General features: G+C 43.6%; 11 protein-coding genes. 5 read left to right on the top strand and 6 right to left on the bottom strand.

Features of this window, described 5'->3' with window-relative positions; genetic code table 11:
• Position 1 precedes the first annotated feature (1 nt).
• The 3 genes from CXF60_RS07745 (at position 2) to CXF60_RS07735 (ending at position 4040) form a co-directional block, all read left to right on the top strand.
• On the top strand, positions 2–631 hold the full coding sequence (locus tag CXF60_RS07745; RefSeq protein WP_102091475.1) for a glutathione S-transferase family protein: 630 nt from the start codon (positions 2–4) through the stop codon (positions 629–631).
• A gap of 372 nt (positions 632–1003) precedes the next feature.
• Positions 1004–2692 carry an efflux MFS transporter permease gene (locus tag CXF60_RS07740; RefSeq protein ID WP_102091474.1) on the top strand — a complete coding sequence of 563 codons (1689 nt, stop codon included), beginning with the start codon at positions 1004–1006 and terminating at the stop codon, positions 2690–2692.
• An 85-nt stretch (positions 2693–2777) separates the two neighbouring features.
• Positions 2778–4040, top strand: coding sequence for an HlyD family secretion protein (locus CXF60_RS07735; RefSeq protein ID WP_102091473.1), 1263 nt, complete (start codon positions 2778–2780; stop codon positions 4038–4040).
• A 142-nt stretch (positions 4041–4182) separates the two neighbouring features.
• On the opposite strand, the gene pdxH is transcribed toward CXF60_RS07735, so the two are convergent.
• The 5 genes from pdxH to cysS all read right to left on the bottom strand — a co-directional run bounded on the left by pdxH (position 4183) and on the right by cysS (position 11874).
• Complete coding sequence (pdxH, locus tag CXF60_RS07730; protein ID WP_180958116.1) at positions 4183–4854, bottom strand: pyridoxamine 5'-phosphate oxidase; 672 nt, start codon at positions 4852–4854, stop codon at positions 4183–4185.
• Positions 4855–4944: 90 nt separating this feature from the next.
• Positions 4945–6312 carry a phosphoglucosamine mutase gene (gene glmM, locus CXF60_RS07725; RefSeq protein ID WP_102091471.1) on the bottom strand — a complete coding sequence of 456 codons (1368 nt, stop codon included), beginning with the start codon at positions 6310–6312 and terminating at the stop codon, positions 4945–4947.
• Between the two features lie 212 nt (positions 6313–6524).
• Complete coding sequence (gene guaB, locus CXF60_RS07720) at positions 6525–7997, bottom strand: IMP dehydrogenase (RefSeq protein WP_057760534.1); 1473 nt, start codon at positions 7995–7997, stop codon at positions 6525–6527.
• A gap of 277 nt (positions 7998–8274) precedes the next feature.
• Positions 8275–10260: a mechanosensitive ion channel family protein gene (locus CXF60_RS07715; protein WP_228707068.1), complete on the bottom strand. Its 1986-nt coding sequence runs from the start codon at positions 10258–10260 to the stop codon at positions 8275–8277.
• A gap of 153 nt (positions 10261–10413) precedes the next feature.
• The gene (gene cysS, locus CXF60_RS07710) at positions 10414–11874 is read right to left on the bottom strand and encodes a cysteine--tRNA ligase (protein ID WP_102091469.1); all 1461 of its coding nucleotides are present in this window, start codon (positions 11872–11874) and stop codon (positions 10414–10416) included.
• A 231-nt stretch (positions 11875–12105) separates the two neighbouring features.
• On the opposite strand from cysS, the gene CXF60_RS07705 reads away from it, so the two are divergent.
• The gene (locus CXF60_RS07705) at positions 12106–12702 is read left to right on the top strand and encodes a cob(I)yrinic acid a,c-diamide adenosyltransferase (RefSeq protein WP_102091468.1); all 597 of its coding nucleotides are present in this window, start codon (positions 12106–12108) and stop codon (positions 12700–12702) included.
• Positions 12703–12835: 133 nt separating this feature from the next.
• On the opposite strand, the gene CXF60_RS07700 is transcribed toward CXF60_RS07705, so the two are convergent.
• Positions 12836–13774, bottom strand: a complete 939-nt coding sequence (locus CXF60_RS07700; protein ID WP_102091467.1) for a hypothetical protein — start codon at positions 13772–13774, stop codon at positions 12836–12838.
• Between the two features lie 331 nt (positions 13775–14105).
• On the opposite strand from CXF60_RS07700, the gene CXF60_RS07695 reads away from it, so the two are divergent.
• Positions 14106–14834: a glycerophosphodiester phosphodiesterase gene (locus CXF60_RS07695; RefSeq protein ID WP_102091466.1), complete on the top strand. Its 729-nt coding sequence runs from the start codon at positions 14106–14108 to the stop codon at positions 14832–14834.
• Positions 14835–14978: the final 144 nt, after the last annotated feature.

Raw genomic sequence — 14978 nt, 5'->3', positions numbered from 1 at the left:
CATGATTCGCTTACATCATCTCAATCAATCACGTTCATTACGTACGCTATGGCTCTTGGAAGAGCTAGGCGTTCCTTATGAAGTAGTCAGCCATCAGCGCGATACCAAGACTCATTTGGCACCAGATTCCCTGAAGGCAGTTCACCCACTCGGTAAATCTCCAGTTATCGAGATGGACGGCCAAATTTATGCTGAATCAGGGGCCATTACTGAGTTACTGATTGAGCGATTTGCGCCCGAGCGTCTACGTCCTGCGACAGACAGCTCGGACTATGGGTATTATCTACAGTGGATTGACTTTGCAGAAAGCTCGCTGATGTTGCCATTAATGCTTGAGCTATTTACTAATAAAGCAGGCATCAATGACAATGAGTTTTTGAGTGGCTATATCGATACAGAAAAAACCAGATTGTTTGAATATCTGGATGCTTCGGTTAAAGGTAAGTCGTTCATTGTGGGTGATAAGCTAAGTGGTGCTGACTTTATGTTGTCATTTGACTTAATCATTCTCGCTAAGCGTCAAAAACTCGACGCTTACTCGAATATCAGGCAGTATGCTGAAGCGCTTGCCAGTCTCGATAGCTATCAGCGCGCTATGCAGCTAGAGGCTAAGTACGACCAATCCGTTTAGCATTGCATCATAACTGACAGACCAATTTTCCGATACACACAAACAGCTCTGTATAGAGCTGTTTTTTATGCGTGCTTTATTTTATGATTGCATGAGTAACCATCGAATTATAGTCATCAATGTCATATGAGAGCATTAAGCTATAGAGCAACCAAACAAATTGCTCAGCACCATCCATGAATTACGTGTCGATGACAAAAGCACGATAAAAGTTATGATAAAATCCTTTCTGAATTTTTTGGGTTATCTTTCAGATACCATCAGTGAGTTGACTGGCTTTTCACGCTATAAATACCAATTACACTGACCTGACTCCCCGTCTGGCATCTGTCCTATATCACTCTATTTCCTTATACAGATTGTGGTACGCCCATGAGTAACGAATACCAGTTTAAGCCCCACGAACAGCCAATAATGGTGGGATCTCCAGCCAATCCTGACCATCCGGCACGCCGTAAAGTATTTTATTTGCTTATTGGGATTTTCGTTGGTCTCACTGCCAGCTTCCAAAATGGTCTACTTGTCGCCAACCTGACGCAAATTCAGGGTCAGCTAGGCTTAACGCCAGCTGAAGGTGGTTGGATATCGGTCAGTTATAATATGACCAATGCCTGTATCACCGTTCTGCTGTACAAAATTCGCCAACAATTTGGTATGTCACTGTTTAGTAAAATCACTCTGTTCTTTTTGTTAGCCGCCACCAGTCTACAGTGGCTGATCAGCAGCCACTTGTTAGACACACCTAATATTAGCATTGAGCCCTATTATTTAGAGATTGTCGCTAGGGGACTTAGTGGTATGGTGGCAAGTGGTATGACCGTATTGGGCTTGTTTTATTGTCTTCAGGGTATGCCAACCGTCAAACGTACTAGTGGTCTCATATTGGGTTTTGGTTTGGTACAGTTTGGTATTCCATTATCACGTGTCATCTCGCCCTACCTCGCCATCGACGGTCAGCTTGAAAACTTATTTTTATTTCAATTTGGTCTGGCGCTGATTTGTTTTGGGCTGATTAATATATTAGAGCTACCACCAGGGAATACAGAAAAAGTATTTGAGAAATTGGATTTTGTAAGCTTTGGTTTTTTCGCCAGTGGTCTGGCTGCATTGGCTGTCGTTTTGGTACAGGGTCGAATTTTATGGTGGACAACACCTTGGCTCGTCTATCCACTGATGATTGCTATCGTCGGGATTAGCATCGCGTTATGGATTGAGACGCATCGCAAAAATCCGATGCTACAAGTGCGCTGGATGCGTAGCCGCAATATTATTGCCTTTATGGTGACTGGCGCTGTCATGCGGATTTTGCTATCTGAGCAAAATGTCGGAGCGGCAGGATTGCTCGCTAACCTCGGCTACGGTAACGATCAGCTGGTTACTTTTTATGCTGTTATTATAGCCGCCAGTGCACTGGCTTTGATTATTAGTATTTTTAGTACCAATGCGATGGATTTGCGCCGACCTGTTATTTTTGCAGTGGCATTGATTGCCTTAGGGTCTTGGATGGATGTTGGTGTGTCTATTAATTCAGCGCCCTATATGTTTTATCTTAGCCAGTTTTTGATTGCCTTTGCTGCAGTCTATTTCATGGGGCCTTTGGTTTTTGAAGGGTTTTTGCGGGCTATTGGCAGTGGCCCTGCGTATATTATTAGTTTTTCAGTGATTTTTGGCATCTCCCAAACAGTTGGCGGACTGGCAGGTGCGGCAGCCATTCAGGCATTTACGACCATTCGTACACAAATGCATTATGCAGATATGGTCAGCTCATTGAATTTGGGCGATCCTGCATTTAGCGCTCAGGTGGCAGGCACTCGTAACATGCTGTCGAATCAGACCACTGACGCAGCCCAAGCAAATATCAGTGCAGTTAGCCAAGTACTGCAAGGCATTCAGCGCCAAGCAACTGTCTCCGCTTATAGTGATCTGTTCTTTTTGATGGCCAGTTTTGCTACTTTCGTTACAGCCATTTTATTGATCAATTATTTTTATAACCGTTACCACAAGCGCAATCCACTTGCTAAAGAGCTTGCCGTTATTGCAAAAATGCGTGAGTCAAAATAACTCAGCTTATTCTATTAATAATGTTTCACCCCATTCATTTATAGCCAGTCTATTTTAATATTTATTGAAAATTTAGGAGCACGTCATGAGCCAAGAAAAACCAAATGAGCTTAATCAAACACCTCAGACGTCCACTGGCGCTCCAGCAACAGACACACCTATAGCGTCCGATATAAGTAAAGAAGAGTCTGCTGCAACTTCTTCGCCATCAGCAACTAAGACAGCAGAAGGTGATGTAGAAAAAAGTTCAGACAACAATGAAACACCAATGCCACCAAAAGAGCCAATACCCGATACTACTGGTTGGTCGCCCAAGAAAAAATCCTATCTAAATTTAGGCTCATTAATTTTATTGATTGTCATTGGCGTGGCATTGATTTTGTATGCATGGAAGCTTCCACCGTTCACCCCAACGGTACAGCAAACCAATAATGCTTTTGTCAAAGGTCAGACGACTATTATTAGCCCGCAAGTTTCTGGCTATGTCACCAAGGTAGCCGTGCAAGACTTCGCCAACGTAAAAGCTGGCGACTTACTCATAAAGATAGATGATCGAACCTTTCAGCAGCAGCTCGACCAAGCCCAAGCAAATACCGAGGTAGCCCTTACTAACCGTTCTACCAATGACCAGGATACACAAACCAGCCAAGCGCAAATTGAAGCACGTAGAGCTGATTTGTATAGTGCCAAAATCAATGTAGAAAGCGCGCGTGAAGATGTCAACCGTTATCAAGGTTTAGATGCTATTGGTGCGGTATCGAAAGCAGAAGTTGCTCACATCAAGGCGCAATTGGCTCAAGCACAAGCAGGGGTACAGCAAGCAGAGGCTAATTTACAGGCCGCTCAAGAAAACCGTGAAAAGACTAGCGGTAGTCGCTCATCGCTGGACGCAAATATTAAAAATGCTGAGGCAGGTGTCAAGCAAGCGCAAATCAATCTAGACAATACTATCATCACTGCGCCTGAATCTGGCCAGCTAAGCCAAGTCAGTGTCAAAGAAGGTCAATACGTCAGCGCTGGTACGCAGCTCATGTATATCGTGCCAAAGGGCATTTGGATTATTGCAAACTTTAAGGAAACTCAAATAGCCAATATGGCAATCGGCGAGCCTGCGACCATTCACGTTGATGCGCTTGGCGGTGCCAAATTTACGGGTCACGTGAGTAATATCTCGCCAGCGACTGGTAGCGAGTTTAGTGCTGCTGCTGCCAACCCTGCGACAGGTAACTACATAAAAATTGCTCAACGTATTCCTGTACGCATTGACTTAGACCAAAACCAGCCTGAACTGGCACGCTTACGTCCTGGCATGTCAGTCTCAGTGGATGTCGATACCAATATTAAATGAAAGGTTGAATGAAAGGTTGAATAAAAAATAATGCCAAACAAGGTAAATAGTCAACGTAAAAAAGCCACTCTAGATACCAAAGAAATTGGATTTAGAGTGGCTTTTTTAGTTTTCTATAATCTATAGCTTCAAACTACAGCAACTATGGTAATAAACGTTTGGTTGTCCAGCTTGTATTGCCTTCACTGACTTCACTGTCGTCGCCGCTACTCTGCGCATACACAATTCGGTCATGCATCCGATTGGCGCGACCTTGCCAAAACTCGATTTGTTCAATCGTAATTTCATACCCACCCCAAAACTCTGGCGTTGGTACGGCAGTATTATCAGGATGTGCCGCTTGAAGCTGTTCAAACGTTTGCTCCATGACTTCACGATTGGCCACTTCACCACTTTGCGGTTGACTAACCCAAGCACCTACTTGACTATCATGGGGACGCTTTTGGAAATAAGCAGCCGATTTATCAGCAGCTATTTTAGCAATACTACCGCTGATACGAACTTGGCGCTCCAGCTCATGCCAAAAGAATAACGCTTCGGCATTAGGATTTTCTGCTATATCCTGCCCTTTTGCGCTTTCATAATTGGTATAGAAAACAATACCTGTCTCAGTAATCTCGCGTAGTAACACAATACGGACGCTAGGCTTATTGTCTGCGCCACATGTTGCCAAACTCATTGCATAAGGCTCTTGCACCTTTTGTGCTAACGCTTCATTCATCCAAGCTTTAAAGAGCTCAAATGGTGACGTTGGTACTGACTGTTGGTCAAGCTCGCCTTTCTCGTATGAGAGGCGTTGGTCGGTAAAGTCCATGCTCATGGCAACTCCTTATTTGAAAACTATAATGTTGTTGTCTTAAATACCATTCATTATCTTGAATGCCACTTATTGCCTCAAATACTATTAGCCTAGTACCGATTTTATAAGATCAGCTAAGTCATTAGCCATTACATCACATTCTATTTCATCATCTGATTCTACCATCACGCGAATCATAGGCTCTGTACCTGACTGACGTATCAACAGACGACCACGACCCTCTAGCGTTGCCTGTGCTTTATCAAAAGCAGCAACCAACTCCTCATGTTTGAATGGATCTTGCATTTGAGACAAACGTACATTGACTAGCTTTTGCGGCAACACTTCAAAACCTTCAACAAGCTCACTTAACGCACGCTCTCTGGCTTGCATGACTGCCAGTACTTGCAAGCCAGCAATGATAGCGTCCCCTGTGCGACTTTTGTCCAAGCAGAGAATATGACCAGATGGCTCACCGCCCAATATCCAACCATTGGCCTCTAAGTCCTGCATCACATAGCGATCACCCACCTTTGCGCGAGTAAATTTAATGTCTGCATCTTTTAGCGCCAGCTCTAATCCCATATTACTCATGAGTGTGCCGACAACACCTTCAGCTTTGGTTTTACCTTGGGTAGCAAGCACATATAAGATCCCATCGCCGTCGACTAGCTTACCCGTCTCATCAACCATTACGATACGGTCACCATCACCATCTAGCGCAATACCAACATCTGCGTCATGCTCAAGCACAGCCTTCTGTAAGCTCTCAGGATGGGTAGAACCACATTCAGCATTGATATTGATGCCGTCTGGCGTATTATTGATGGCAATCACGTTGGCCCCCAACTCGCGCATCACTCTAGGTGCTACGCTATAGCCTGCGCCATTGGCACAATCCACTACTACCGTCAGATGACTGAGGTCATATTGATAAGGGAAGCTGCCTTTGCAAAACTCAATATAGCGACCTTTTGCATCATTAATACGATTGTTCTTACCTAAATTTGCAGGATCAAGAATAGGCATCATAGCAACGTCATTACCAACGTCGTTCATAATTGCCGTCAATTTATTATTGATTGCAGTTTGCATCTCATCAGTAAGTTTTTTGCCGTCACCTGAGAAAAACTTGATACCATTATCGTAATAAGGGTTGTGCGAGGCTGAGATAACCACGCCAGCATCTGCATTGAAACTACGGGTCAAATGCGCAATCGCTGGAGTCGGCAATGGACCAAGCATATAAACATCAACACCAGCCGCATTAAAACCTGCTTGTAATGCTCCCTCTATCACATAGCCTGACAGACGCGTATCTTTACCAATCACCACACTTGGCTTACGCGTAGGATTTTCATTTTTTTCTATGAGGACAAGCCCAGTGACATAGCCTAGTTTTAAAATAAAGTCTGGTGTAATTGGTAATTCACCAAATTTTCCGCGAATTCCATCAGTGCCAAAATAGCTCATTATGTGTTCCTCAAGTCAAAAAAATAAAAGGCCAAACGTATACGCAGGCAATACTATTGTTGTAATAATCTGTTTCTGTATTTTACAAAAAAAACAGCCAACAATAACATAGCATTGTTGGCTGTTTGTATCTTAAGCTCGCTGCAGCCTTACGTCTCAGCTAACATCAATACATTTTAAAACTATAAAAGAGAAGTATTTCACGGAACGATCTAGTTTACTCGATAGTTCGGTGCTTCTTTAGTGATTTGCACATCATGCACATGCGACTCTTTCATACCCGCTGAGGTTACTTTGATAAACTGCGGATTGGTACGCATATCTTCAATCGTGGCAGAGCCCGTATAACCCATTGATGAACGTAAGCCACCAACCAGCTGATTAACGATACCCGCAACTGGTCCTTTATAAGGAACACGGCCTTCGATACCTTCTGGTACTAGCTTCTCTACGCCATCTTTTGCATCTTGGAAGTAGCGATCTGAAGAACCGTTTGATCCTGACATTGCACCCAAACTACCCATACCGCGATACGCTTTATAGTAGCGACCTTGGAACAGCTCAACTTCACCTGGTGCTTCTTCAGTACCAGCCATGAGTGAACCAACCATAATGCATGATGCACCTGCAGCGATTGCTTTTGCCATATCGCCTGAGTAGCGGATACCACCGTCAGCAATCAATGGAATGCTATCTTTTAAAGCACTAGCAACATTATCAATGGCTGATATTTGTGGCACACCGATACCTGCAATAATACGTGTGGTACAGATAGAACCAGGGCCGATACCTACTTTTACTGCATCAGCACCTGCGTCACGTAAAGCGATTGCTGCCTCACCTGTTGCGATGTTGCCACCGATTACTTGTACGTGTGGGTAGTTTTTCTTAATCCAAGAAACCTTATCAATCACGCCTTTTGAGTGACCGTGCGCCGTATCAACAACGATAACGTCGACATCAGCGGCGATTAATGCTTCAACGCGTGCTTGCGTATCAGCACCAGTACCAACAGCTGCGCCAACACGTAGGCGACCTTGCTCGTCTTTACACGCATTTGGATTGTTTTCAGCTTTGGCAAAATCATTAACAGTAATCAAACCACGCAGGCGGAAGTTATCGTCAATAACGATGACTTTTTCGATGCGATGCTCATGCAACAATCTTTTGATATTTTCGTTGCTTTCACCTTCATGCACAGTTACTAGCTGCTCTTTAGGCGTCATAATCTGACTAACTGGCAATGACAAATTGGTCTCAAAACGCCAATCTCTATGAGTAACAATACCCACAACGTTATCTGTGCCTTTTTCGACCACAGGCACACCTGAGATATTATTATCTTGAGTCAAACGCAGCAATTCACCGATGGTCATCTCTGGATGCACAGTGATAGGGTCAACGACGGTACCCGCTTCAAATTTTTTGACACGGCGTACTTGTGTTGCCTGCTTCTCGATGTCCATGCTCTTATGCAAAATACCCATGCCACCAAGCTGTGCCATAGTGATAGCCATTTCAGACTCAGTCACCGTATCCATCGCCGCAGAGATTAGCGGAAGATTAAGTGTGATGTTTTTGGTCAAACGAGTAGACAGATCAGCAGTTTTTGGCAGAACTTCAGAATAGGCTGGTAATAATAAAACGTCATCAAAGGTTAAGGCTTCATCGACAATTCGCAACATACAGACCCCTAGTGGTGGTTATTTTGATGGGTAGGAGCTCAGGGTTAAGCGTATCAATCATTGCATCTGTATGCACAGTGCCGACTCATCGCCAACCACTCAGTTATCCTATAAAAATAACGCCACATTATAACAAATAAGCGCCTCGCTGACACACTATATTTGTCAGATTATTTTACACAAGTGCGTCTTTATCGATGACAATCATGCTTCAAACCATTAATAACTCGCTTTTAAAGCTAATCAAGCTCGCAAAGCCCATTGTTACTCCTGAATCCTATTCGCCTTTTGTTAACGTAAAACGCTCTGTAGGTAGATATTTGTTCTGCTGCGCATGCAGGTAGCCAAGCATTTGCTCCCGTATCTCACAGGCCAGCGTCCATGCTTCTATAGGCCCTACTGATGAAACAGCGCCACGCAATTGAATAGTGTTTTCGGTCACATCTACTACATACATTTCGGGTTCTGTTTTATTATCCCAAAGCTTATTGTCCTTGACCATCGATATAAATGCCTCTCGGATAGCGTCGATATCTGCGCCATAATCAATATACAAAAACACAGGACAGGTCTGATGAACTTCTGTATGCGACCAGTTTTCCACTCGTTCAGTGATTAGCTCACGCATTGGCACGATCAAGCGACGCTCATCCCATGTTTTTAACACGGCATACGTGTAACGCAGGTCTTCAACCGTACTAAAATTACCGTCCATTATCACACTATCGCCGATTCGCACTGGCTGCGTCACTGCTACCTGTACACCAGCGATGATATTCCCTAATATTGGCTGTGCCGCAATACCGATAACCACACCTGCAATACCCGCTGAAGTCAATAAAGTTTTGCCAAGGCCTTCCATATTTGCAAATTCACTAAGACCTATCCAGAAGCTTCCCAAAATCATCGCGAAAATAAACACACGGCGAAATATTGATACATAAGTACGGCGGCGACGTTCTTTATCGAAATGCTCTGCAGCCAAATTTTCAATCTGCATGTCTTGATAGCGATTGGCAAAAAAGTTAATGATACGAATGCCTAACCACATGGTACTAAATACCAGTCCAATCCAAATCAATGGACGAGTAGATGAGGCGACTGCATCTAAATAAGGAAAACCACCAGAAACCAAGGTAAAAACCAGTGAAAAACTGATGGTAAAGGTTAATGGTACTGTTAGCTTGCTAACCAAATCGGCGACGCCATTGGTACTGCCAACATACACGCTGTATTTTTCTTCATCGATATAATGATTGATGATTTTTGCAGTACCTTTACTCAGTAGCCAACCCATCCCCATGGTTAATAAAAAGAACAATATCAGCGCTGAGAATTCCCATAGCGCAATTCCAAAAAACTTTAGCTTTAACCAAGTGGGCAAATAACGCTCGAACTCGGCTGGATGATACTGCTCATAGAGATTATCAATATTGCCTACTGTCTGCGCCGAAAATACCCAGACAGGGGCTTCATCCCCTACTCGTACTCGTTGCAAATAAATAGGAACACGGCGCTCGCGATAGTCAACATAGCCAAGCTGAATAGAGCGTCTAGCAATACCCATGACACTGCTATTATTACCAAGCGGTGGTTCAATTAAGCCATCGGGACGATCTGGCATATCGTCGAATACATAGAGCTCTTTTTCAGATAATAAGAAATCCAGTCGCTTTGTGAGATCAAGCGCACGGCTACGTTGACTTTTTTCATCAATCAAATTCATGTTTAGCGCGTAAGCGGCCAAATCATACTGCTGTTTCATTAATGCTGATTGAAAAAACTCTAAGGCTGCAAGCGGTGTTTCTAAGTTAGCTGGCTCAGATAACGGTGGCAACCCTGCATTTAGTTTATCGAGAATATAGTAGCTCTCACTATATTCTCCGGTCAGTGCCGTATCCCCTTGTAGCCTGCCTGCCTGCTCTACTGCGTTACGTTCAGTAGGATCAAAGATCTCTTCAGTAATACCAGAAATACTAACACTTTCATCTTTAAGCGCATTGACTTGCTGAGCGGCATATTCAGAAAAACTATCAGGCTTACTAGGCGTTTGTTTTTCCGGCTCGCTCGTGCTCTGTTCATTTTCACTATTTGCTGCATAAGCGGGTGAATAGATGACATTTATAGCGACAATCAAAAAGCCCAACAATACTTGCAGCACATGGCTTTGAAAACGACTTTTCTCTACATCTACTTGATGATTATCATCTGAGCGCAAAACGGCACAATGATGGTTCATAGGATTGTCTTTAAGTGTATTCATGTTTTCAAAGCCATCAGTCTACAAAAGGAAAGTATAAAAAATATATCGCTGCTGCTTTAACCTAATTCAGTAAGCAAAAAAAAGCCAGCCTAAAGCTGACTTAATTTATTACGAGATTTGTAGCTATTTACCATATAGACGGCAAACATTATTTTAAGCGCGGCGCCATGTGGTGCCAGCACGGCTATCTTCTAGCTCAATACCCGCCTCTTTTAGTTGCTCACGTATCTCATCAGCACGAGCAAAGTTTTTGTTGGCTTTAGACTCTGCACGTTCGATAATTAAACCATCAATAACCGCATCCGTTAGACCATCTTCTGCCTGTTCACCAGTCACTGCTTGCAAAAACTGCTGCACTGGCTGCTGTAAAATATTTAATACTTGTGCCAATGCTTTTAGTTGCTGGGCTAATTGCCATGCGGTATCGACGTCTTCCGTTTTAATGGTTTTATTGATATCGCGAGCTAATCCGAATAATACGCTAATGGCCGTCGAGCTATTGAAGTCGTCATTCATTGCCTTGATGAAATCTTGACCAACCGCGCTATTGTAAGCTTCAGCTACTAAGTCTTCATTTATTGCGATTGACTGTCCTTTTTGCTGCTCAGCCAATTTTAGTGCATTATACAGTCTGCTTAGGCTATTATGCGCTTCATCCAATGCGCTATCAGAGAAGTTAACTTGGCTGCGATAATGGCTCGATAATAAGAAAAAACGCACCGTCTCAGGTAAGTACTTTGCCATGACATCGCGAATGGTAAAAAAGTTGCCCAATGATTTAGACATTTTTTCGCCATCGACATTGATAAAACCAACATGCATCCAGTTGCGTGCATACTCACAACCAGTCGCTGCCTCAGACTGGGCGATTTCGTTTTCGTGATGCGGGAACTGTAAGTCATGACCACCGCCATGAATATCAAAGGTGCTACCTAAGCACTTAGTCGACATCGCTGAACATTCAATATGCCAGCCTGGACGCCCTTGACCCCATGGCGATGCCCACTGCGGCTCGTCAGGTTTTGCCGCTTTCCATAGTACAAAATCAAATGGATTGCGTTTATCATTTTCAACCTCGACTCGCGAACCTGCCTGCATATCGTCCAGATTGCGCTTCGATAATTTACCATAACCGTCAAAGCTATCAACAGCATAATAGACATCACCGTTGTCGCCTGCATACGCGTAGTTGCCAGTGACTAACGTCTCAATCATATCCTGCATATCATCGATATGATCGGTCGCACGTGGCTCAGCATTTGGCATCTCACAACCAAGCGCAGTCGCATCTTCATGCATTGCTTCAATAAAGCGCTGCGTCAATGTACCAATCTCTTCACCGTTTTCAGCAGCACGGGCAATGATTTTATCATCGATATCAGTGATATTACGTACGTAATTCACGTTGTAACCCAAACGTGCCAACCAACGAACGGCCATATCAAAACCGACCATCACTCGCGCATGACCAATATGACAATAGTCATAAACAGTCATGCCGCACACATACATACCAACCTGCCCTGCTTTGAGTGGTACAAACTGACGCTTGCTGCCAGTCAATGAATCGTAAATAGCAAGTTGGGACATCGCATCTGCAAGTGGTGTGGTCATAGTAAAAAAGCCTTGTAACGTAAATAAAATAGAAAATGTGAAATCTCAGCCGCCATGTATGAATAAGCCATACCAACGACTGTGACTATAAATCAGGAAAATAAAAATTCAGACCAAAAAACGTCGTGATATAAAACGTAACCCATTATCTTAGCGAAAACAGGCGTAAAATACTACAATGAGCGTGCAACTAACGCTATTCAATCATAAAAATCGTTTAAGGATGTAAAGATGGGCAATCGCTTAAGCAAAATATACACACGTACTGGAGATGACGGCAGCACTGGTATGGCTGATGGCAGCCGCCTTAGCAAAGCGGACGATCTATTTAGCGTCATGGGTGACATCGACGAGCTCAACTCACATATCGGCTTGGTACGTGCGCAACTAAAGCACAATAAAGGGCAATCTATAGAGAAAGAGTTCTCTGAGGCTTTGGTCATCATTCAGCACTTGTTGTTCAATATAGGCGGCGAGCTTGCTATGCCAGAGTATGAAGGGGTTAATGCCACTCATATTGAATGGTTAGAGCAGCAAATAGATATGATGAATGCCACATTGCCACCGCTAAAAGACTTTATTTTGCCGACAGGTTCTATATTGGTGAGTCAATTACACGTGGCGCGTAGTGTATGTCGCCGTGCTGAACGTCAAGCTGTGATATTGCAGCAGCAGCGTCCACAAGCGATTCGTCTTACTGCCGTCAGCTTTATCAATCGCTTATCTGATTGGTTATTTGTCGCTGCACGCTTTTGTACAGACCCAGAAAAAGTCTCTGAGGTGTTGTGGGACAGTCAAGCATTGAAAACGTTCACTGACAGTCAATAATACAAACTAAGTATTTAACAATAAAGAGCTTAAACCCAAAAAAACCCCGCGACATAATTGTTGCGGGGTTTTTATTATTCAGCGATAGCAATTCGCTCTACTGGATATCGCTATCTCTTATTACAATGACCAATTAATAAGTCGCGCTGTTGTCTTCAATGATCACCATATCGATGGTTTCATCTTTAGGTACGGCTTTTGGCGTGGCGGGCTTACTAGGCTCGGCAGCATCTGCTTGAGTGTTTGCAGTCGAACTGTTCTGACTTTCAGCAGGTTTATTGATGGTTGGCGGCGGCGTAGGTTCAGTTGGACGAATTGGCTCAACTGGCGTTACGGTTCTTGGCTGACGGATTGGCGCTGTTTGAGACGTATCGTTGTTCTGTGTTGCACGGCGCTCAGCAGCACGTTGGGCGCGTTGCTCATCCATTGCAGTTTTAAAGACAGAACCTGCCATCACATCTGCAACAACAGTAATTAAAGCAGGCTGACCTGCAATACGCGTACGCACTTGACCGCCTTGAGTACCGACGATGTAAGTAAACGCGTCATCAACGAGCATATTGTTATTGATGCGGATATTGTCTTGCGCTAAACGTGATTGTAGACTTGGCTGATTATTGGCCGCTTGTACCTGACTGGCTTGATACAAGTCTTCACTTGGTAGCGTCATGCTGACACTTGCTTGACAAGTGGTCATGCCGTTCTCGTTAGCTTGTTGCAAGATAGCAGCGTTTTGGACATCAATGACCACGCCATTGATTTTTTCGCTAACCACACCGTTTGCTAAACTGATTTCAGCATCATTTGCATAATTGGCAGCCAATGACTGTGCTTGTTGATTGAGCGTATTTTTTAGAGCTGACTTAAGGCGATCTTGCACCATAGGATCATCACAACTGATCGCAGGCGCAACGCTATTTTCAGCATCGACCGTCTCTTGTTCTGTTAGCTCTGCCTGCTCAGTAGTGTCTTCTTTATCTGAGCGATCACAGCCTGCAAGCGCCAAACCACATACCAATCCAATCCCAGCAACTTTATGCCACTTGCTCAAACTTATATTTGCTACGCTCATACTAACTCTACTCCCAATTTACAGGTTCGTACCGCCACTGACTGACAGTGTTCAACATTCAAATCGCAACGCTAGCTGCTACAGATATGAAAACCACATCATTATACGGTGTTTAAATCAAATGGTCATTAGTGTAGCCCATGGATATACAAATAGTGCCCCTCATTATGGGGAAAACCTGCGTTTGGTTGCAAAAACATAACAAACATTCGCAGATTTGGACTCTAAAAAGTCATATTCAAAAAAGTACGGATTGCATCGCAGTTTTTGTTAGACGTCGTTGATATGACGCTATATGATTGGGCATAAAAATCATCGATAATTGGTGCATATGATAAATTTTAGAGATACGTTATTACTAGGTCATCGAGGCGCACGCGGTGAAGCGTTAGAAAATACCTTTTCAGGCTTTCAATACTCTCAAAATCTTAAGTCAAGAGGCTTAGCAGGCGTAGAGTTTGATATACAACTAAACGCTGATGGTCACTTAATCGTATTCCATGACGATGATTTAGAGCATATGTGCGGTCGGCAATCACGTATTGACCAGTTAAAACTGACTGAGATTCAATGCCAGTTGCAGTTTGGTCAACCCATTATGACATTGGCAAGCATGGCACCTGCGCTTAGAGGATTTAACGTTATTGAGCTTGAAATTAAAACGCATAGCCGTACCAACTATGCGGTGTTGATTGCAGCGCTTCGGCAGGCATTTATTAATACACCTCTTGCCAGCTTACCAGTTGTGTTGACGAGCTTCGATGTCGAGTTACACAACCGTTTGCAACGTCACAAACTATTATCTCATATGCCTCGCGGCTTGCTTATTCGTACGCCAGAAGCGTTGGCAAGCGCGACCAATACCGCATTGCAACTCGGCTGTATTCAACTGGGCATTCATTATCCGCTTTTGACCCAAGCCGTCATCAAGCATAGCCACCGTTATGGATTGCCCGTAAGTGCTTGGACGGTTAATGATATTCCCACCATTGAGCAGCTCATCAAATGGGAGACTGATGTCATCATTACGGATTTTCCAAGTCATTTGCTGTTGCCTTGACCGAGTTATCCGTACTTTTTTGATATTTAATCATTTTTTCGATAAACGCATTCTTTCATACATATCTACCCTTCTTGTTACACTTCTCCTTCATGTCTGATAAGTCACTCGTATTTTTGACCAATACATTCTATAATCCATACA

It is taken from the genome of Psychrobacter sp. 4Bb (assembly GCF_002836735.1).
Taxonomy (GTDB): Bacteria; Pseudomonadota; Gammaproteobacteria; order Pseudomonadales; family Moraxellaceae; genus Psychrobacter.
Note: the sequence above shows the minus strand (reverse complement) of the source record. Positions and strands in the feature narration are given on the sequence as shown.